Raw genomic sequence first — 18,681 nt, forward strand, 5'->3', positions numbered from 1 at the left:
GCTGATGCGTATCGTCACCCCCCTCATCGCGCTTGTCGCTTTCGCCGCCGCCGGCGCGGCGATCGCGGACTCGCGGCACGATTCGTCGGCGCCGATCGACTTTGCCGCCGATCATGCCGAGTTGCAGGATCAGGCCAACCGGTCGATCCTGTCGGGCAATGTCCGCATCACCCAGGCGGAAATGGTCCTTACCGCGGCGCGCGTCACCATCGCCTATACCGGCAAGGTCGCTGGCGGATCGGCGAAGGTCTCGCGGATCGACGCGTCGGGCGGCGTCACGGTGACCCGGCCCGACCAGAAGGCGCGCGGCCAGTATGGCGTGTACGACGTCAACCGCCGCACCATCATCATGCTCGGCGGCGTGACGCTCAATCAAGGCGCCAACACCGTCAGCGGCAGCCGGCTGACGATCAACCTCGACACCGGCAAGGCAGTGATCGACGGGTCGGGCAGCGTGTCGAGCCCGGCGGGCGCACCTTCGACCACAACCGGCGGACGAGTCACCGGTCGTTTCTCGGTTCCGAAGCGCAATTAGTTTTTGTGAGGGCGATTGGGCCTCCGCCCAATCGCTGCGGCACCAGCCCGCTCCCCCACCCGGCCTCCCAATCAGGATATTCTATGGGAGGCCGGGTGGGGGAGCGGGCTGGTGCCGTCCACGTGCGAGAGCACGTCAAACAAAACGCCCGATTTTTCGGCGGAATCGTCGCGTGGCGCTTCCATTTGACGCGCGTCGCGGGCATGGATTCGCCGTGCGCCATGCACGAAGCTTGCCAATTGGGTTGCCGGTAACCATTCGGTAACCAAGAAGCGGGCACTGACGGAGCCGGTATGGACCAGACGACGACCCTCGATGCGATCGAACCGATCGCCGAAACCCCCAAAATGCAGGGGCTGTCGGTGGTGTCGATCGCCAAGTCATACGACAAGCGCGTCGTGCTGAGCGACGTGTCGGTGTCGGTCGGTCCGGGCGAAGTGATCGGGCTGCTCGGCCCCAACGGCGCGGGCAAAACCACTTGTTTCTATTCGGTGATGGGGCTGGTGAAGCCCGATTCGGGCCGCATCATGCTCGACGGCGACGATATCACCGGGCTGCCGATGTATCGCCGCGCGATCCTCGGGCTCGGGTATCTGCCGCAGGAAACCTCGATCTTTCGCGGGCTGTCGGTCGAAAAGAACATCCTCGCGGTGCTCGAGCTTGCCGAGCCCGACAAGGCGGCGCGCGCCAAGCGGCTCGACCAGTTGCTCGACGAATTCGGGCTGACGCGGTTGCGCGACGCGCCCGCGATGGCGCTGTCGGGCGGCGAGCGGCGCCGCGCCGAAATCGCCCGCGCGCTGGCGGCGAACCCGTCGATCATGCTCCTCGACGAGCCGTTCGCGGGGATCGATCCTTTGTCGATCAGCGACATTCGCGACCTGATCGTCGAACTCAAGAAGCGCGGCATCGGCGTGCTAATCACCGATCACAACGTGCGAGAGACGCTCGACATCGTCGACCGCGGTTACATCATCTATGACGGCCGCGTGCTGTTTGCCGGCACGCCGCAGGAGCTCGTCGCCGACGAGAATGTCCGCCGCCTGTACCTCGGCGAAAGCTTCACCTTGTAATCATGTCCCTCGCGCCTCGCCTCGATCTTCGGCAGTCGCAATCGCTGGTCATGACGCCGCAGCTGCAGCAGGCGATCCGCCTGCTCGCGCTGTCGAACCTCGAGGTCGAGACTTTCATCGCCGAGGAAATCGAGCGCAATCCGTTGCTCGAAAGCGTCGGGCAGGAAGATGATGGCCCGACGCAGGAACGCGAGGCGCCGGTCGCGGCGAGCGACGAGCCCGCCAGCGCCGACGCGCTGGTGATGGGCGACAGCGGGGGGGAGGCCGCGCTCGACGTCGATTTCGCGGCCGAAAGCTTCCACCACGACAGCGCCGCCGACCAGGCCGGGATGGACGGGTCGCTCGGGATGAACGGCGGCGGCATGAGCGGCGGGATGGGCGAGGATGGCCCCGACCTCGACGCGTTTGCCGACACGTCGCTCAGCCTTGCCGATCATCTCCTGCATCAGGCGGGCGAGGCACTGGGCGGGCGTGACCTGTTCATCGCCCAGCATTTGATCGACCTGATCGACGAGGCCGGATATCTTACCGCGCCGTTGCTCGATGTAGCCACTCGGCTGAACGCGCCGCGCGACGAAGTCGAGGCCGTGCTCAAGACGATCCAGACCTTCGACCCGACCGGCGTCGGCGCGCGCGATCTCGCCGAATGCCTCGCGCTCCAGGCGAAGGAAGCCGACCGTTACGATCCGTGCATGGCGCGGCTGATCGACAATCTCGACCTCGTCGCGCGCGGCGACATGGCGCGGCTCCGGCGAATGTGCGACGTCGACGACGAGGATCTCGCGGACATGATCCGCGAGCTCAGGAATTACGATCCCAAGCCCGGCTGCAAGTTCGGCGGCGAGGCGATGCAGGCGGTCACCCCCGATCTGTTCATCGCGCAGCGCAAGCAGGGCTGGGCAATCGAGATCAACGCCGCCACGCTCCCGCGCTTGCTGGTCAACCGAAGCTATTATGTCGAGCTGTCGTCGGGGCCGCAGGACAAGGCGTCGAAGGCCTGGCTGAGCGATATGCTCGCCAGCGCGAACTGGCTGGTCAAGGCGCTCGACCAGCGCCAGCGCACGATCATCAAGGTCGCGTCGGAGATCGTAAAGCAGCAGGAAGCGTTCTTCCTGCACGGCGTCGCGCATTTGCGGCCGATGACGCTGCGCCAGGTCGCCGATGCGATCGAGATGCACGAATCGACCGTCAGCCGCGTGACGTCGAACAAATATCTCAGCTGCGCGCGCGGGCTGTTCGAGCTCAAATATTTCTTCACCAGCTCGATTCAGTCGTCCGACGGCGGCGACGCGGTGTCGGCCGAAGCGGTCAAATCGGCGATCCGCGCGCTGATCGTCGCCGAAGACCCCAAGGCGATCCTGTCCGACGACACGCTGGTCGATATGCTCAACGCCAAGGGGTTCGGCATCGCGCGGCGGACGGTGGCGAAATACCGCGAGGCGATGGGGATCGGCAGTTCGGTGCAGCGGCGGCGGCAGAAGGCGTTGGAGGGGGTGAGCTAAGCTCTTAGGATTTCATAAGAACTCTTGCCCTACGACTCGTGCCATGCCCGCACAATTCACCATCACCGCCGATCCGGCCCGCGACCTGATCCGGATCAAAATGTCGGGATTCTTCACCCCCGCCGATATCGCAGCGTTCCGCGCCGCGCGCGCCGTCGAGCACGCCAAGCTGACTTGCCGGCGTAACCGTCACCTGACGCTCAACGACATATCCGGCATGCAAGTGCAGGCGCAGGATATCGTCACGGCATTCCAGTCGTTGCTCGCCGACCCCGCCTATCGCTCTCGACGGCTAGCCTTTGTGATCAGCCGCACGCTGGCGCGCAGCCAGTTGATGCGCGCGCTCGAAGTGCGGACCGCGCGCTGCTTCGAGGACGCCGCGACGGCCGAAGCATGGCTGCTCCTCCCCGAAGATGAACTCGCCGCCGCCTGATTGACCCGGTGACCGCCAGCATTCTAGCTATCCGAAAAGGAGAGCGGGATGATCATCGTCACCGGCAGCGTCACCGCCAAACCCGGCAGCTTCGATGCGTTGCTCGAAGCCAGCCTTGCGCATGTCCACCGCTCGCGCACCGAGAACGGCTGCATCAGCCACGCGGTACGGATCGACAGCGAGGAGCCGATGAAGCTCGTCTTCTTCGAGGAGTGGCGCGACGTGGCGGCGCTTCAGGCCCATTTCACGACGCCGGGCATTGCCGACCTGCTCGCCGCGTTCCGCGAGCATTCATGCGCGAGCGAGAAGATCACCGCGTACGAGGCGACCGAGCTGCCGCCCTTGGGTTAGTCGTAATCGATCTTCGGATACCAATCGGTGCCACGGCCCGCGGGCGTGGTGTCGAGCACGTTCCACAATGGCGACATTTCGGGCGCGCCGCGCGGGTCCTGCCCCGGATCCTGCGTGCCGCCCAATTCGCTGCCCCAGAAATGGCGGATCGTGCCGTTCCTGTCCTTGGTGAACACGTCGTAGGACGGCCAGTCGCCATCGTCGTGCCAGGCATTGTGATCGCGCCCGAACGCTTCCGGCGAGTCGCTGTAGAGCGGCAAGTTTCGCCAGCCACGTTCCTCGGCGAACGCCTGCATCCGCACCACCGGAGATCGCGCGATCACCGCGAGGCCGACGCGCTGGCGGATGTCGGCGGCGTTGGCGGCCAGCGGACCGATGAACTGCGTGCACATCGGGCGCGGCCGTTCTCGCTCGGGGCCGTACATCCAGCAATAGGTGACGAGCGTGTCGTGTCCCTCGAACAGGTCGGCGAGGTGGACGGTGCCGCTTGGCCCCTCGAACGTATAGTCCTTCGTCACCACGGGCGCTTCGGGCAAAGCGCGGCGGTGTGCGGCGACGCGTTCGAGCATGCGGCGAAGCTCGACTTCTTCGGCAATCAGCGCTGTACGCGCCTTAGCATAGGCCGCGCTCTCGCCGGGATAAAGACGGTGCGCCTTGGCGGCGAGGTCGGTCGCGGGGGTCAGTACCTTGGCGTCGGCTTCGGCCATCATCCTTCTCCTTCGCGGATCAAACGCCCGGCGCAGCGAATCGATCAGTCATCTTCATCCTCATACCCGACCAAGGCGAGCGCGCGGGCCTTGATTTGGCGAGTCATGCACCAGTGGATCAATGCTTCCTCGCGGCCGTGCGTTACCCATACTTCCTTGGGCGCGATCTCAAGCAGCGTGTCGGTCAGTTCGTCCCAATCGGCGTGGTCGCTCAGGATCAGCGGCAGCTCGACCAGCTTCTGTCGTGCGCGCTGGCGAACGCGCATCCAGCCGCTGGCCATCGCGGTGATCGGATCGGGCAGGCGGCGAGACCAGCGGTCGTTGAGCGCCGAGGGCGGCGATATGACGAGGCGGCCCTGCAACTCCGCCTTGGGCACGCCGGTCGCCAGCCGCAATTCACCCAGATCGACGCCGAGTTCGACATACAGATCGCACAGCCGTTGCAGAGCGCCGTGGATGTAGATCGGATCGTCGAACCCCATGTCGCGCAGCTCGCGGATCACACGCTGCGCCTTGCCCAGCGCGTACGCGCCGACCAGCACGCAGCGGTCGGGATTGGCCCGCAACGCAGCGAGCAACTTGTCCATTTCGTCGTGCGTGTCGGGGTGGCGGAACACGGGCAGGCCGAAGGTCGCCTCGGTGACGAAGATGTCGCATTTGACCGGCACGAACCGCGCGCAGGTCGGGTCGGGGCGGCGCTTGTAGTCGCCCGACACGACGATCGTCTCGCCGCGATATTTGAGCACGATCTGGGCGGAGCCCAGAACGTGCCCCGCGGGAACGAACGACACTTCGACCCCGCCCATGTCGAGGATCTGGCCGTAGTCGACCGGATGCCCGGCCTGCGGGCCATAGCGCGTGTCCATGATCGCCAGCGTCTCGGGCGTCGCCCATACCGCCGCATGCCCGCCGCGCGCGTGGTCGGCATGGCCGTGCGTGACGAGCGCGCGCGGGCTCGGCACGGACGGGTCGATCCACGCGTCGGCGGGCTTCACGTAAATGCCGTGGGGCTTGGGATCGATCCAGTCGCCGAGCTTGGCCATGCATCCTATATGGATGGGATGCGCTTGAGTTCCATCCTGTTGATACGATGTGCTCGCCCCCAAGCTACCGTCTCCCTGAACTTGTTTCAGGGGCCATCGTGCAACGGGCGACGGCGTCGGTTGAGGCGCGTTGGATGCTGAAACAAGTTCAGCATGACGGATTGAGGGAGGTATTGCCCCAACCCCTGACCGACTGGTTCGCGTCGCGCGGCTGGGCGCCGCGGCGGCATCAGCTCGAGATGCTCGATGCCGCGCGCGCCGGGCGTCACGCGCTGCTCGTCGCGGCGACCGGCGCGGGCAAGACGCTCGCCGGCTTTCTGCCGACGCTGACCGAATTGATCGAGGTACCGCAGGACGGCCTGCACACCCTTTACGTCTCGCCGCTCAAGGCGCTCGCGGTGGACGTGCAGCGCAACCTGCTGACGCCGGTCGACGAGATGGACCTCGATATCCGCATCGAGACGCGCACCGGCGACACGCCCTCCGACCGCAAGGCGCGGCAAAGGATCAAGCCGCCCAACATCCTGCTGACCACGCCCGAATCCCTGTCGCTGCTGCTCAGCTATCCCGACAGTTTCTTGATGTTCGCAGGCCTGAAGCGCGTCGTCGTCGACGAGGTCCACGCCTTCGCCAACGGCAAGCGCGGCGACTTGCTCAACCTCTGCCTGTCGCGGCTTCAGGCGATCGCGCCAGCGATGCGCCGGGTGGCGCTGTCGGCGACGGTCGCCGATCCCGATGACTACCGCGCCTGGCTCGCCCCCGATGGCGATATCGACCAGGTGCGGCTGGTGCTCGGCGAACCGGGCGCCGAGCCGAACATCTCGATCCTGCTGCCCGAAGGCCGCGTGCCGTGGTCGGGCCATTCGGGACGCTACGCCGCCGAACAGGTGATGGCGGAGATCGAGACTTGCCGCACCACGATCGTGTTCTGCAACACGCGCAGTCTGGCCGAATTGATCTTCCAGGATCTGTGGAAAGCCAATGCGATGTCGCTGCCGATCGGCATCCATCACGGGTCGCTCAGCCGCGAGGCGCGGCGCAAGGTCGAAGGCGCGATGGCCGACGGCAAGTTGCGCGGGCTGGTCGCGACCGCCAGCCTCGATTTGGGCGTCGATTGGGGCGACGTCGATTGCGTGATCCAGATGGGCGCGCCCAAGGGATCGTCGCGGCTCCTCCAGCGGATCGGCCGCGCCAACCACCGGCTCGACGAATCGTCAGAGGCGATCGTCGTCCCCGGCAACCGTTTCGAATATCTGGAAGCGCGTGCGGCGCTCGACGCGGTCGAAGAAGGCGCGCTCGACGCCGACCCGTTCCGCCCCGGCAGCCTTGACGTACTCGCGCAGCACATCATGGCGTGCGCGTGCGCCGCGCCGTTCAAGGCAGAGGAATTGCTCGGCGAGTTGCAAGGGTCGCTGCCCTATTCTGCGCTCGACGCCGAGACGTTCGAGCGCGTGCTGAGCTTCATCCGCGACGGCGGCTATGCGCTGAAGGCGTACGACCGGTTCAAGCGACTGACGCAGGAGGCCGATGGGACGTGGCGGGTCAGCCACCCGCGGTTCGTCACGCAACACCGCCTCAACGCCGGGATCATCGTCGAGGCGACGATGCTCAACGTGCGGTTCAAGAACGGACGGCTGCTCGGCAAGGTCGAGGAAGGGTTCGGCGCGACGCTGTCGATCGGCGACACCTTCTTTTTCGCCGGGATTAGCTGCGAAGTGTTGCGCATGGACCTCGAGGATCTGGTGGTCCGCGCCAGCACGAGGCCGGCACGTATCCCAACCTATGGCGGCGCGCGAATGCCGCTGTCGACCAACCTCGCCGACCGCGTGCGTGGGTTCCTGGCGAACCCGTCCGAATGGCGGCGCTTCCCCGACGACGTGCGCGAATGGCTCGAAGTGCAGGGCTGTCGTTCGACCTTGCCCGAGCCCGGGCAATTGCTGGTCGAAACCTTCCCGCGCGAGGGAAGGCACTACATGGTCGCGTACAGTTTCGAAGGATGGAACGCGCACCAGTCGCTCGGCATGCTGGTGACTCGGCGAATGGAGACGCTGGGCCTCAAACCGCTTGGCTTCGTCGCGAACGACTATGCGATCGCTTGTTACGGGCTCGAAAAGGTCACCGATCCGGCGTCGTTGTTCTCGTCCGACATTCTCGAAAACGAATTTGTCGACTGGGTGCAAAGCTCGCATTTGCTCAAGCGCGCGTTTCGCGAAGTCGCGGTGATCGGCGGACTGGTCGAGCGCCAGCATCCCGGTAAGCGCAAGACGGGCAAGCAAGTCACCTTCTCGACCGACTTGATCTACGACGTGCTGCGCAAGTACGAGCCCGGCCATTTGCTGCTCCAGGCCGCTTGGGCCGATGCTCGGGCGCGGATGACCGACGTTGGCCGTCTTGCCGATTTGCTCGACCGCGCCGGCGACACGATGCTCCATGTCGATCTCGATCGCATCTCCCCGCTCGCCGTTCCGGTACTGACGCTGATCGGCCGCGAGCGCGTCGCGACGGGGACGGCGGACGATCAGTTGCTTGCCGAAGCCGAGGTTCTGGCGCGCGAGGCGATGCGGCTGGATTGAGGAGTCTTTGGTCCGCTCACGCGGATGGCGGTACCGCGCCTGTTCCGGCATGGCCGGAACAGCACGAACTGTATTATCCGCTTGGTACGCATTCCGAACGAGCGTACACTTGCGATCATGCGCAGGTTGGGATTCTGTGTAGCGGTCGCGGCAAGCGCAATGGCGATGCCGCTCCTCGCTTGGGGCGGTCAGCCACAAAAGGATGCCGGCTTGCCCGCGTCCGCAGCGCAACCCGCGTCGGCGCCCGCCGAAACGCTCGGCTTCGGCACCCTCGCCAACCGTATGACGGTGCCGGTATCGGTTGACGGCAAGGGGCCGTACGCCTTCATCGTCGACACCGGCGCGGAACGATCCGCGGTGTCGCGCGAGCTTGCCGACACGCTTGGGCTCGATGCCGGGTCGCGCGCGCGATTGTTCGATTTCGCCGGGTCGAGCACGGTCAACACCGTCAAGGTCCCGTCGCTCACCGCAGGCTCGCTCAGCACCGCCGCGATCGAGGCGCCGGCGCTTGCCGAGGCCAATCTGGGCGCGTCGGGGATGCTGGGCATCGATGCCTTGCAGGGCCGCCGCATCATCATCGACTTCGACAACAACCGGATGACGCTGGCCCCGGCCAAGCGGCATCCCCAGGGTGAGATTCTGGTCAGCGCCGAAGCCAGGCTCGGCCAGCTGATCGTCACCAAGGCGTCGTTCGAAGGGCATCCGATCGAGGTCGTGATCGATACCGGGTCGTGGATCAGCGTCGGCAACAAGGCGATGCTGGCGCTCGCCCGGCGCAAACCCCGCATGATCGGGCCGGTCACGACTTTTTCGGTTACGGGCCGGTCGTTCGACACCGATTACGTCATGATCAACGATGTCCGGATCGGCGATATCCGGTTCGACAGTTTCGGGCTGTCGTTCGCCGATGCGCCGCCGTTCGCCAGATTGGGGCTCGCCGACAAGCCGGCACTGATCCTGGGGATGAGCTCGCTCCGCATGTTCCGCCGGCTCGAGATGGATTTTGTCAATCGGGAAATCGCCTTCACGTTGCCGCGCGCGACTAAAATCGATTTCCGCGATACGTGCCGCACCCTCGCGAATTGCAAAAGACTGTGAAGCGGGTGCTGTTTTGCGGGCTGGCGATCGCCGCGATCACGGTGCCGCTGTTCGCCCAGAACGCCAAGCTGCCGCCGACCGCGCCGGTCGATTCCGCCGCCGCCGCGCCCGAAACCGTCGGCCTAGGGGTCGACGACAGCCGTATGACCGTTCCGGTGTCGATCGGCGCGAGCGGCCCCTATCGCTTCATCATCGACACCGGGTCCGAGCGCACGGTGGTGTCGCGCGAACTGGCGGGTTCGCTCAACCTCGCCGCCGGGCGCCGCGTCCGCGTGACCACGATGACCGGGCAGGGCGAGCTTGGCACGTTCCTGTTGCCGGCGCTCCAGGTCAGCATGGTCAGGCCCGATACGCTCGAAGCTCCGGCGGTCTCCGCCGCCAATCTCGGCGCGCCGGGGATGCTCGGGATCGACGCGCTCAAGGGTCATGCCGTCGCGATCGATTTCGACCGCAATTTGATGGAGGTCCGCCCGGCGAGGAAGCGCGGCGCCGCGGTCGGCCCGGACGATATCGTGATCCGTGCCAAGAATCTCTACGGCCAGCTGATCGTCACCGACGCCAGTTATCGCGGGCGGCGGATTTCGGTCGTGATCGACACCGGCTCGCCGGTGACAATCGGCAATCTCGCGTTGCTGAAGCGAGTCCGCACCGAAAAGTCGCTGGGCATGATTTCACTGATGTCGGTAACCGGACAGATGCTGCAGGCGGATTACCGCATCATCGACTCGCTCAGCATCGCCGGGGTCAGTTTCACGGGCGTGCCGATCGGTTTCGCCGATGCGTTGCCGTTCAAGCGGTTCGGGCTGACCAATACCCCCGCGCTGATGCTGGGGATGGACACGCTGAAGCTATTCCGCCGCGTGCAGATCGACTTCGCCAACCGCGAGATTCGCCTGACCCTGCCCAAATCGGTGATCGTCCAGTCGCAGTTCCGGTTTCAATAGCGCCGCCGGTTGCCAGCCCTGCGATTTGCCGCTCTATTCCCGTCACGATCGATAGCGTCTTTGGGGGGTTGGCATGCGTGGCATAGGATGGATCGTCGCGGCGGCGTTGATCGGGCAATCGGCGGGCGCGAGCGCGGCGGACGAACGTCGCCCCGACCAGCAAGCCTTCTTCGCGCTGTACAAGGAACTGGTCGAGACCAACACCGCGGTCGATGTCGGCAATTGCACGCAGGCGGCGGCGCAGATCGCGGCGCGGATGAAGGCGGCGGGCTATACCGATCAGGAACTTACGCCCTTTTCGGTCCCCGATCATCCCAATGACGGCGGGCTGGTCGCGGTGCTCAAGGGGAGCGATGCCAAAGCCAAGCCGATGCTGCTGCTCGGCCATATCGACGTCGTCGCCGCGAAGCGCGAGGATTGGGTGCGCGATCCATTCAAGCTGATCGAGGAAGGCGGCTATTATTACGGCCGCGGCACCGTCGACGACAAGGCGATGGCGGCGATCTGGGCCGACGCGATGATCCGCTTCAAGCAATCGGGCTACAAGCCCAAGCGCACGATCAAGCTGGCGCTGACGTGCGGCGAGGAAACCACCTACGCGTTCAACGGCGCAGAGTGGCTGGCCAAGAACAAGCCCGATCTGATCGCTGCCGAGTTCGCGCTCAACGAGGGTGGCGGCGGGCGCTACAACGCCAAGGGCGAGCGCGAATTGCTGGCGATCCAGGTGGGCGAGAAGGCGGCGCAGAACTTCACCTTCACCACCACCAATCCCGGCGGGCACAGCTCTCAGCCGGTGCCCGACAACGCGATCTACGAGCTGGCCGATGCGATCAATCGCGTGCGAACCTACGAATTCCCGATCAAGTTCACCGACACGACGCGCGCGTTCTTCGGGATGGTGGCGAAAGCGCCGACCACGCCCAGGCCGGTAAGCGAGTCGATCACCACGCTGCTCGCCAATCCCAACGACGCTGCGGCCGACAAGATCGTCAGCATGGATAAGGCGATGCATTCGACCTTGCGTACAACGTGCGTCGCGACCTTGCTGAAAGCGGGCCATGCCGAAAACGCGCTGCCGCAAAAGGCGACCGCCAATATCAATTGCCGGATTTTCCCGGGCGAGAGCGTCGACGAAACGCTCGCCAAATTGAAGGAACTGGCCGGGCCGAAGGTCACCGTGACCGCCAACATGCCGATCCGCCCGATCGGCATTCCGCCCCGGCTCGACCCCAAGATTACCGGTCCGATGACGACGCTTGCGGCCAAATATTTCCCCGGCGTGCCGCTCTTGCCGTCGATGTCGACCGGCGCGACCGACGGCATCTTCCTGGAGGCGATCGGTATTCCGGTCTACGGTGCGCCGGGCATCTTCATCGACAGCGATTTCAGCGGGGTTCACGGGCTGAACGAGCGGATCCGCGTGGAGTCGCTCTATGCCGGGCGAGATTATCTGTTCGATCTGGTGAAGGCGTACGCGGGATAGGTCGGGAGCAGCGGCGCGAAGTGAATTCGCGCCGTCGGCCGACGCGGTGCGTCGCCAGCCAGGCTCACCGCATAGACGCGAAATAGCGCGGCTATTTCGCCGCGGTGAGCCTAAACCGTAACCTGCTCGCCCAGTTCGAGCACCTTGCCCGGCGGGATGCGCAGGAAGTCGGTGGGGTCGCTGGCGTTCCTTTGCAGGAACATGAAGATGCGGTCCTGCCATAACGGCATGCCGACCTCGGCATCGGGTTTCAGCGTGTTGCGGCCGATGAAATAGCTTGCCTTCATCGGATCGAGGTCGAGCAGCCCGGCCTTGGCCGCGACCGCCAGATCGTGCGGCACGTCCGGGCTTTCCATAAAGCCATAGCGCAGTACGACGACGCTGAAATTGTCGTCGAGCCGCTTGATCTCGCAGCGGTCGTTCGCCGACACCTGCGGCTGGTCGCTGGTCTTGACCGACGCGATCAAATTGGTCACGTGGAGCACCTTGTTGTGCTTCAGATTGTGGAGCAGCGCGCCCGGCGCCGCCGCCGGGCTACCGGTCAGGAAGATCGCGGTCCCCTCGACCCGTTCGGGCGGGCGGCGATTCAGCGCGGCGGCGAGATCGGCTAGCGGGATGCTCTGGCGTTGCTCGAACGTGCGCACGATGCTCTTGCCGCGCACCCAGGTGAAGATCGTGAAGCCGATGCACGCCGCGATCACCAGCGGCACCCAACCGCCCTCGACCACGCGCAAGATGTTGGCGCCGAAGAAGATCAGGTCGAGCGTCAGGAACGGCAGGATCACCGCCAGTGCCCAAGGTCGCGACCAGCGCCAGCGGTGGCGCACGACGATGTAGGCGAGGCAGGTGGTGACTACCATCGTGCCGGTCACCGCGATGCCGTATGCCGCCGCCATCGCCGACGAGGTGCGGAACTGGATCACCAGCACCAGCACGCCGACCAGCAGCAGCCAGTTGATCGAGGGCAGATAGATTTGTCCGGCATAATCGGCCGAGGTGTTGCGGACCCGCAGGCGCGGCAACAGCCCGAGCTGGACCGCCTGCTGGGTCAGCGAATAGGCGCCGGTGATCACCGCCTGGCTGGCGATGATCGTCGCCAGCATCGCGAGGACGATCAGCAGCGGCCGCACATTCTCGGGCGCCATCAGGAAGAACCAGTCGGCATTGGCGAAATGCTGGCCGGCGGCGTTGACCGCCTCCAATTTGTTGAGCGCATAGGCCCCTTGGCCGAGATAGTTGAGCGCCAGCGCCGGCCACACCAACGCGAACCAGCCGAGCCGGATCGGCTTCAAACCGAAATGCCCCATATCGGCGGTCAGCGCCTCGACCCCCGTCACCGTCAGGAACACCGCACCGAGCACGAACAGCCCGAGCACGCCGTGGGTGGCGAGGAATTTGACCGCCTCCCACGGGTTGAACGCCCACAGGATGCCGGGCTCGTCCATGATGTGCCACAGCCCGAGCGCGCCGATCACGACGAACCACAGGATGCAGACCGGGCCGAACAGCGCCGACACGCGCGCGGTGCCACGCGACTGGATCAGGAACAGACCGATCAGGATGCCGATCGTGATCCCCATGATCACGCCCTCGCCGATCGCATTCGAAGCGCCGGGCAGCGTGCGTAACCCCTCGACCGCGGATAGCACCGACAGCGCCGGGGTGATCATCGCGTCGCCGTAGAACAGTGCCGCGCCGGCCGCGCCGAGCACGATCGCGGTGCGCGATCGCCAACCGAGCGCGCGCCGCGCCAGCGCTGCCAGCGCCAGCACGCCGCCCTCGCCGCGATTGTTCGCGCGCATCAGGAACAGCACGTATTTGACCGTGACGACGAGGAACAGCGACCACAAGGCGAGGCTGAGCACGCCCAATATCTCGTCGGCCTCGAGCCCGTCGGCGGCGGCCTGGCCGAGCGCCTCGCGAAACGCATAGAGCGGGCTCGTCCCGATATCGCCGAACACGACGCCGATCGCGCCGATCGTCAAGCCCAGCAATATTTTGGGGGGCATCGCGCCCTTGGACGCTTTGGCACCGGATGACATGGAATCGTTGGCCTGCCGAGAAGGACGGCGCGCTTTACGCTTGTTGGCGCGCCATGCAAGCGCCTTTCGCGGTGCCTTCGCAAGCGATTGATCCAGCGGCGCGATTGCGGCATTGCGAGGCATGGTTCTCTTTTCGTTCGCCGATCATCAACTCGCCGCGCTGCCTGCGGGGGCGCTGTATTGGCCGGCGCGGCGCGCGCTGATCGTCGCCGATCTACATTTCGAGAAAGCCAGCTGGTTCGCGAGCTTCGGCCAGATGCTGCCGCCGTATGACAGCGCCGCGACCCTGGCTGCGATCGAAGCGGTGGTCGCGGCGACCGACCCGGTCGAAATCTGGTGCCTGGGCGACAGCTTCCACGACGCGCGCGGCTGCGAACGGCTGCCCGCGGCGGAACAAGCCCGATTGTGCGCGCTGACCGCAGTGCATCGCTGGACGTGGATCGTCGGCAATCACGATTCGGCGATCGGCAATCCGTGCGGCGGAACGGTGATCGATGAGGCGGTAGTCGATGGGCTGGTGTTGCGGCATGAGGCCGACCCCCGCGATCCGCGTCCCGAACTGTCGGGGCATTTCCACCCCAAGCTCCGCGTGCGCGTGCGCGGACGGCTCGTGTCGCGGCGGTGTTTCATCGCCACCGACATCAAGCTTATCCTGCCGGCTTTCGGTGCGCTCACCGGCGGCCTCGATGTGGGACACCCGGAGATCGTTCGCGCGGTGGGACGCAGCGGCGAGGCGCTGGTGCCGATCGCGGACCGGTTATTGCGCTTCCCGCTCGCCGCCTGATTATTTTGCCAGTTGCGGGAAGGCTGCGCGGAATGCCGCGACCTTGGGTTTGTCCCAATTCACGATGTACGGGTGGTTGGGATTCCTGTCGTAGAAGCGCTGGTGATATTCCTCGGCGGCGAAGAAGCGGCCGGTTTCCAGCTTCGTCACGATCGGGCGCTTGAACACCTTGGCCGCATTGAGCTGCGCGATATAGGCAGCTGCGACGCCGCGCTGGGCGGCATTCTGCGGGAAGATCGCGGTGCGATAACTTGGGCCTGAATCGGGGCCTTGCTGGTTGAGAGAGGTCGGGTCGGTGGCGATCGAGAAATAGACGCGCAGCAGCGTGCCGTAGCTGACGACGCGCGGGTCGTAGGTGATCCGCACCGCCTCGGCATGGCCTGTGCTCTCCGTCGATACCTGATCATAGGTTGCGGATTCCGCAGTGCCGCCGGCATAGCCAGCGGTGACGCCGGTGACGCCCTTCACGCGCTCGAACACCGCCTCCATCCCCCAGAAGCAGCCGCCGGCGAACACCGCGACGCGCGGTTGCGCGGCGGGAACGACGTCACGCGCCGGGGCGGGGATGATGACCGCGCGCTCGGCGCCGGCGCTGGTCGCGTGGGTAGCCGCAAGCATCGCGGCACCAGCCAGCGCTACTATCAGGAATGGCTTGATCATTTTGGGTGTCTCCGTGTCGTTCTGCATATAGGAACGGCGGCGGAGCGGCCAAGGATGCGGCTTAGCGCGAAACGTTTGCGACCGTCGCTTGCGTGTGCGGCGCGGTCTGCGCGGTTGCCGGATGCAGCGCCAATACGCCGAGCCCGCCGAGCGCGAACCCGCCGAGGAAGCGCCACAGCATCGCGGATTTGAGAATGGTCTTCATGACTCTTGTCCCTTTGTGTGGGGGCGAAATCGGCACGATGCGGCGCCGCTTCAACCACCAATCCGTGAACAATAGGTTTCCGGGGCTGAACAAAAACTGGCCTGACCGTTCATCGAAGGTTTCGACGTTGGGCTGCGATCAGATACGCTGCGGCCGCATCCCTGGATGCAATTAACGCAGCGCCGCGCAGGCAGTCTGGATTCGCTCGCACGCTTCGCGCAGCAGATCGTCGCTGGTCGCGTAGCTGATCCGCATCGCCGGCGAGAGCCCGAACGCCTCGCCCTGCACCGCGGCGACGCGCGCGTCATCGAGCAAATAGCCGACGAAATCCTCGTCGGTCGAAATCAGCCGCCCGTTGGGCGTGGTCTTGCCGATCAAAGCGGAGAATTCGGGATAGACATAGAACGCACCCTCGGGCCGCGGGCAGGTGATGCCGCTCGCCTGGTTGAGCATCGATACGACCAGATCGCGGCGCGACTGGAACAGCGCGGCATTGTCCTTGAGAAACGCCTGGTCGCCGGTCAGCGCGGCGACCGATGCCGCCTGCGCGATTGAGCACGGGTTGCTGGTCGATTGCGATTGCAGCTTCGACATCGCCTTGATCAGCCACGGCGCGCCGCCGGCGAACCCGATCCGCCAGCCGGTCATCGCATAGGCTTTCGAACAGCCATTGGCGGTCAGCGTGCGGTCGTACAGCGACGGGCAGACCTGCGCGATCGTGCGGAACTGGAAATCGTCGAACACGATATGCTCGTACATGTCGTCGGCGAAGATCCAGACGTGCGGGTGGCGTTCGAGTACCGCGCCCAGCGCCTTGAGCTCGGCTTCGCTATAGGCGGCGCCGGTCGGGTTGGACGGTGAGTTGAGGATCAGCCATTTGGTGCGCGGGGTGATCGCCGCTTCGAGCTGTTCGGGTCTAAGCTTGTAATTCTGATTCGCCCCCGCCGCGGCGAACACCGGCGTCCCGCCTGCGAACAGCACGACATCCGGATAGCTGACCCAATAGGGTGCCGGGATCACGACTTCGTCGCCGGGATCGAGCGTCGCGACCATCGCGTTGAACAAGGTGTGCTTGCCGCCCGAATTCACCGAAATCTGATCGACGCCGTAATCGAGCGCATTGTCGCGCTTGAACTTGAGTCGGATCGCTTCCTTGAGCTCGGGCGTGCCATCGACATTGGTATATTTGGTCTGGCCGTCGCGGATCGCCTTGATCCCGGCTTCCTTGATGAACTCGGGCGTGTCGAAATCGGGCTCGCCCGCGCCGAGGCCGATCACGTCCACGCCCTCGCGCTTCAACTCGGCGACGCGGCTCGTGATCGCCAGCGTCGGCGACGGCTTGATGCGGTTGAGCGCGGCGGAAGGCTGCATGAACGGTCCCCTGTGTCGGGGCGCTATAGCGACGGCGCGTCGGCGTTCGCAACCGCAACAAATGCAGGCATGAGGCCGCGGAACGCATTTCCGAGCAAAAAGCCGTCCGCAAGATCGGCGCGGGTCAGCACCGCCTCGACCGCGCGACCGCCGTCGAGCAGCTCGCCACGCAACACGCCCGGAAGCAGCCCGAGCCTGAGGGGCGGAGTCAGCAGCACGCCATCGCGCTCGACGAACAGCGACGTGAAGCTGCCTTCGGTCAATTGACCGTCGCGTTCGAACAAAACCTCGAACGCGCCGTCGCGCGCCTCGTCGTAGAATGCGCGGTCGGTCGTCTTGTGGCGAAGGCGGAAGTCGGCGCGACCGACCGGTATCTGGGCAATCTTCACCATGATCGGATCGGTGGGGAAGGCGGGCAGCGATGCGACCTCGATCGCCACTGCGCCCGACCGCGCGAGCAACAGCCGGATGCGCTTCGGCTCGCGCAACCGGAAGGTCGCCGCCTGGAGCTCGTTGCGTGCGGCGTGGCGGTCGAAGGCGAAGCCGAGCAGATTCGCGCTGGTCTTCAGTCGCGCCAGATGGCGTTCGAGCAACGCGATTCCCTCGACCGGATCGAACGCCATCGTTTCGATCAGGTCGATGGTCGGCGCGCCCGCCGTCACGAACGCCATTTTGGCGAGTGCTTCGTCCCATTCCTCCGCCTCGCGCGAGTCGGCGACGATCCCGCCACCCGCGCCCAGCGTCGCGTGATCGTCGTCGCCGGCAATCGCCAGCGTACGGATCGCGACATTGAACATCGCTCCGCCGCTCGCATCGAGCCGCCCGATCGCGCCGGTATAGGCCCCGCGCGGCGCGCTCGTCGCCTCGATCTCGGCCAGCGCCTCGATCGCGCGGATCTTGGGCGCGCCGGTGATCGACCCGCACGGAAACAGCGCCGCGAGCACGTCGATCGAATCTTGGTCGGGTGCGAGCGTCGCGGTGACGGTCGAGGTCATCGTGTGGATCGTCGGATAGGTCTCGACCGCGAACAGATCGGGCACCGCGACGCTGGCCGGGATGGCGACGCGCGACAGGTCGTTCCTCAGCAGATCGACGATCATCAGATTCTCGGCGCGCTGCTTGGGATCCTCAGCGAGGGTTGCGGCGAGCGCGCGGTCCTCGTCGGGGGTGCTCCCGCGCCGCGCGGTGCCCTTCATCGGCTTGGCCGTCAGCTTCACGCCGTCGAGTGCAAAGAACAGTTCGGGCGACAGCGACAGCAGCCAGTCGATCCCGGTCGACACCACCGCGCCATAGCCCGCCTGAGCATTTGCCCTGAGCTTCGCGTAGATCGCCAGCGGATCGCCCGCGACGGGCACGCGTGCGCGGTAGCTGAGATTGGCCTGATAGATATCGCCCGCCTCGATCAGAGCGTGGACGCGATCGAATCGCTCGGCATAGCCCGCGCGATCGACATCGGGCCTGGGCGTGCCGACCCAGGCCGAGGCCGGGTCGGGCAGCAGGTCCGGCACGTCGCCGGGCGCGATCTCTTCATAACCTTCGAACAGGCCGAACCACAGCAACGGCGCGTCGCCCGCGATGAGCTTGCCGATCACCGGCTCGAACGCCGCCGCCGCTTCATACGCGATGAACCCCGCGGCATGCAGCCCGCGATGCCGCGCCGCGCGCAGCCGGTCGAGCGCGGGCTTCACCTCGACGATGGCGCGCGCCTCGACGATTCCAGCCGGCGCCTGGTACAGCCGCGCAGGCGCCGCGCCGGTTTCGCGGGCGTCGTCGAGCAGCACGAAGGGGCGGTCGCGGCGGATCACGATTGCCGGGATGCAACCGAGGATGCCCCAAGGGCAAGCCCAAGCTTGCCGCGACCTCTACCGCGCTTTACCTCG

At 65.7% G+C, this 18,681-nt stretch carries 17 protein-coding genes; 10 read left to right on the plus strand and 7 right to left on the minus strand.

The features are described 5' to 3' along the window. Nucleotides 1-4 precede the first annotated feature (4 nt). From JWM94_RS14455 to JWM94_RS14475, 5 genes are all read left to right on the plus strand, one after another. Nucleotides 5-535 (plus strand): LptA/OstA family protein, encoded by a 531-nt coding sequence (locus JWM94_RS14455; protein WP_299428496.1) that lies wholly within the window; start codon nt 5-7, stop codon nt 533-535. Nucleotides 536-828: 293 nt separating this feature from the next. Further along, the gene (gene lptB, locus JWM94_RS14460) at nt 829-1,605 is read left to right on the plus strand and encodes an LPS export ABC transporter ATP-binding protein (RefSeq protein ID WP_299428499.1); all 777 of its coding nucleotides are present in this window, start codon (nt 829-831) and stop codon (nt 1,603-1,605) included. A 2-nt stretch (nt 1,606-1,607) separates the two neighbouring features. Then, nucleotides 1,608-3,107, plus strand: coding sequence for an RNA polymerase factor sigma-54 (gene rpoN, locus JWM94_RS14465; RefSeq protein ID WP_299428502.1), 1,500 nt, complete (start codon nt 1,608-1,610; stop codon nt 3,105-3,107). Nucleotides 3,108-3,150: 43 nt separating this feature from the next. Beyond that, nucleotides 3,151-3,540 carry a hypothetical protein gene (locus JWM94_RS14470; RefSeq protein WP_299428505.1) on the plus strand — a complete coding sequence of 130 codons (390 nt, stop codon included), beginning with the start codon at nt 3,151-3,153 and terminating at the stop codon, nt 3,538-3,540. Between the two features lie 48 nt (nt 3,541-3,588). Beyond that, complete coding sequence (locus JWM94_RS14475; RefSeq protein ID WP_299428508.1) at nt 3,589-3,891, plus strand: putative quinol monooxygenase; 303 nt, start codon at nt 3,589-3,591, stop codon at nt 3,889-3,891. Here the strand turns inward: JWM94_RS14475 and JWM94_RS14480 are convergent. Together JWM94_RS14480 and JWM94_RS14485 are read right to left on the minus strand one after the other, a co-directional pair. Beyond that, nucleotides 3,888-4,598, minus strand: a complete 711-nt coding sequence (locus JWM94_RS14480) for a DUF899 family protein (RefSeq protein ID WP_299428512.1) — start codon at nt 4,596-4,598, stop codon at nt 3,888-3,890. The two genes, JWM94_RS14475 and JWM94_RS14480, sit on opposite strands and share 4 nt — an antisense overlap. A gap of 44 nt (nt 4,599-4,642) precedes the next feature. Continuing rightward, nucleotides 4,643-5,641, minus strand: a complete 999-nt coding sequence (locus JWM94_RS14485) for a ligase-associated DNA damage response exonuclease (RefSeq protein ID WP_299428515.1) — start codon at nt 5,639-5,641, stop codon at nt 4,643-4,645. 134 nt (nt 5,642-5,775) lie between these two features. On the opposite strand from JWM94_RS14485, the gene JWM94_RS14490 reads away from it, so the two are divergent. The 4 genes from JWM94_RS14490 to JWM94_RS14505 all read left to right on the plus strand — a co-directional run bounded on the left by JWM94_RS14490 (nt 5,776) and on the right by JWM94_RS14505 (nt 11,739). Beyond that, nucleotides 5,776-8,214 carry a ligase-associated DNA damage response DEXH box helicase gene (locus JWM94_RS14490; protein ID WP_299428518.1) on the plus strand — a complete coding sequence of 813 codons (2,439 nt, stop codon included), beginning with the start codon at nt 5,776-5,778 and terminating at the stop codon, nt 8,212-8,214. 159 nt (nt 8,215-8,373) lie between these two features. Next, nucleotides 8,374-9,312: a retroviral-like aspartic protease family protein gene (locus tag JWM94_RS14495; protein WP_299428521.1), complete on the plus strand. Its 939-nt coding sequence runs from the start codon at nt 8,374-8,376 to the stop codon at nt 9,310-9,312. Further along, on the plus strand, nt 9,309-10,256 hold the full coding sequence (locus JWM94_RS14500; RefSeq protein ID WP_299428555.1) for an aspartyl protease family protein: 948 nt from the start codon (nt 9,309-9,311) through the stop codon (nt 10,254-10,256). The genes JWM94_RS14495 and JWM94_RS14500 overlap by 4 nt, the downstream gene beginning before the upstream one ends. 73 nt (nt 10,257-10,329) lie before the next feature. Beyond that, nucleotides 10,330-11,739, plus strand: coding sequence for a M20/M25/M40 family metallo-hydrolase (locus JWM94_RS14505; RefSeq protein WP_299428558.1), 1,410 nt, complete (start codon nt 10,330-10,332; stop codon nt 11,737-11,739). Between the two features lie 110 nt (nt 11,740-11,849). Here JWM94_RS14505 and JWM94_RS14510 read toward each other — a convergent pair whose 3' ends face one another. Then, a complete protein-coding gene (locus tag JWM94_RS14510; RefSeq protein ID WP_299428561.1) occupies nt 11,850-13,748 on the minus strand; it encodes a potassium transporter Kup in 1,899 nt (632 codons plus the stop codon). 154 nt (nt 13,749-13,902) lie between these two features. On the opposite strand from JWM94_RS14510, the gene pdeM reads away from it, so the two are divergent. Beyond that, nucleotides 13,903-14,565 carry a ligase-associated DNA damage response endonuclease PdeM gene (gene pdeM / locus JWM94_RS14515; RefSeq protein ID WP_299428564.1) on the plus strand — a complete coding sequence of 221 codons (663 nt, stop codon included), beginning with the start codon at nt 13,903-13,905 and terminating at the stop codon, nt 14,563-14,565. On the opposite strand, the gene msrA is transcribed toward pdeM, so the two are convergent. The 4 genes from msrA to pabB form a co-directional block, all read right to left on the minus strand. Continuing rightward, nucleotides 14,566-15,225: a peptide-methionine (S)-S-oxide reductase MsrA gene (gene msrA / locus JWM94_RS14520; RefSeq protein WP_299428567.1), complete on the minus strand. Its 660-nt coding sequence runs from the start codon at nt 15,223-15,225 to the stop codon at nt 14,566-14,568. 61 nt (nt 15,226-15,286) lie between these two features. Continuing rightward, on the minus strand, nt 15,287-15,430 hold the full coding sequence (locus JWM94_RS14525) for a hypothetical protein (RefSeq protein WP_299428570.1): 144 nt from the start codon (nt 15,428-15,430) through the stop codon (nt 15,287-15,289). A 171-nt stretch (nt 15,431-15,601) separates the two neighbouring features. Further along, entirely contained in the window at nt 15,602-16,801 is a 1,200-nt protein-coding gene (locus tag JWM94_RS14530; protein ID WP_299428573.1) for a pyridoxal phosphate-dependent aminotransferase, read from the minus strand. Nucleotides 16,802-16,824: 23 nt separating this feature from the next. After that, a complete protein-coding gene (gene pabB / locus JWM94_RS14535; RefSeq protein ID WP_299428576.1) occupies nt 16,825-18,606 on the minus strand; it encodes an aminodeoxychorismate synthase component I in 1,782 nt (593 codons plus the stop codon). Nucleotides 18,607-18,681 lie beyond the last annotated feature (75 nt).

This window comes from Sphingomonas bacterium (assembly GCF_028289855.1).
Classification (GTDB): domain Bacteria; phylum Pseudomonadota; class Alphaproteobacteria; order Sphingomonadales; family Sphingomonadaceae; genus Sphingomonas.

What these genes read in the sequence shown, in the direction of transcription:
- lptB (WP_299428499.1), top strand. Translation starts at nt 829, where the DNA reads ATGGACCAGACGACGACCCTCGATGCGATCGAACCGATCGCCGAAACC.
- JWM94_RS14480 (WP_299428512.1), bottom strand. Translation starts at nt 4,598, where the DNA reads ATGGCCGAAGCCGACGCCAAGGTACTGACCCCCGCGACCGACCTCGCC.
- JWM94_RS14470 (WP_299428505.1), top strand. Translation starts at nt 3,151, where the DNA reads ATGCCCGCACAATTCACCATCACCGCCGATCCGGCCCGCGACCTGATC.
- pdeM (WP_299428564.1), top strand. Translation starts at nt 13,903, where the DNA reads ATGGTTCTCTTTTCGTTCGCCGATCATCAACTCGCCGCGCTGCCTGCG.
- rpoN (WP_299428502.1), top strand. Translation starts at nt 1,608, where the DNA reads ATGTCCCTCGCGCCTCGCCTCGATCTTCGGCAGTCGCAATCGCTGGTC.
- JWM94_RS14530 (WP_299428573.1), bottom strand. Translation starts at nt 16,801, where the DNA reads ATGCAGCCTTCCGCCGCGCTCAACCGCATCAAGCCGTCGCCGACGCTG.
- JWM94_RS14455 (WP_299428496.1), top strand. Translation starts at nt 5, where the DNA reads ATGCGTATCGTCACCCCCCTCATCGCGCTTGTCGCTTTCGCCGCCGCC.
- JWM94_RS14475 (WP_299428508.1), top strand. Translation starts at nt 3,589, where the DNA reads ATGATCATCGTCACCGGCAGCGTCACCGCCAAACCCGGCAGCTTCGAT.
- JWM94_RS14510 (WP_299428561.1), bottom strand. Translation starts at nt 13,748, where the DNA reads ATGCCCCCCAAAATATTGCTGGGCTTGACGATCGGCGCGATCGGCGTC.
- JWM94_RS14485 (WP_299428515.1), bottom strand. Translation starts at nt 5,641, where the DNA reads ATGGCCAAGCTCGGCGACTGGATCGATCCCAAGCCCCACGGCATTTAC.
- JWM94_RS14505 (WP_299428558.1), top strand. Translation starts at nt 10,330, where the DNA reads ATGCGTGGCATAGGATGGATCGTCGCGGCGGCGTTGATCGGGCAATCG.
- JWM94_RS14525 (WP_299428570.1), bottom strand. Translation starts at nt 15,430, where the DNA reads ATGAAGACCATTCTCAAATCCGCGATGCTGTGGCGCTTCCTCGGCGGG.
- msrA (WP_299428567.1), bottom strand. Translation starts at nt 15,225, where the DNA reads ATGATCAAGCCATTCCTGATAGTAGCGCTGGCTGGTGCCGCGATGCTT.
- JWM94_RS14490 (WP_299428518.1), top strand. Translation starts at nt 5,776, where the DNA reads ATGCTGAAACAAGTTCAGCATGACGGATTGAGGGAGGTATTGCCCCAA.
- JWM94_RS14495 (WP_299428521.1), top strand. Translation starts at nt 8,374, where the DNA reads ATGGCGATGCCGCTCCTCGCTTGGGGCGGTCAGCCACAAAAGGATGCC.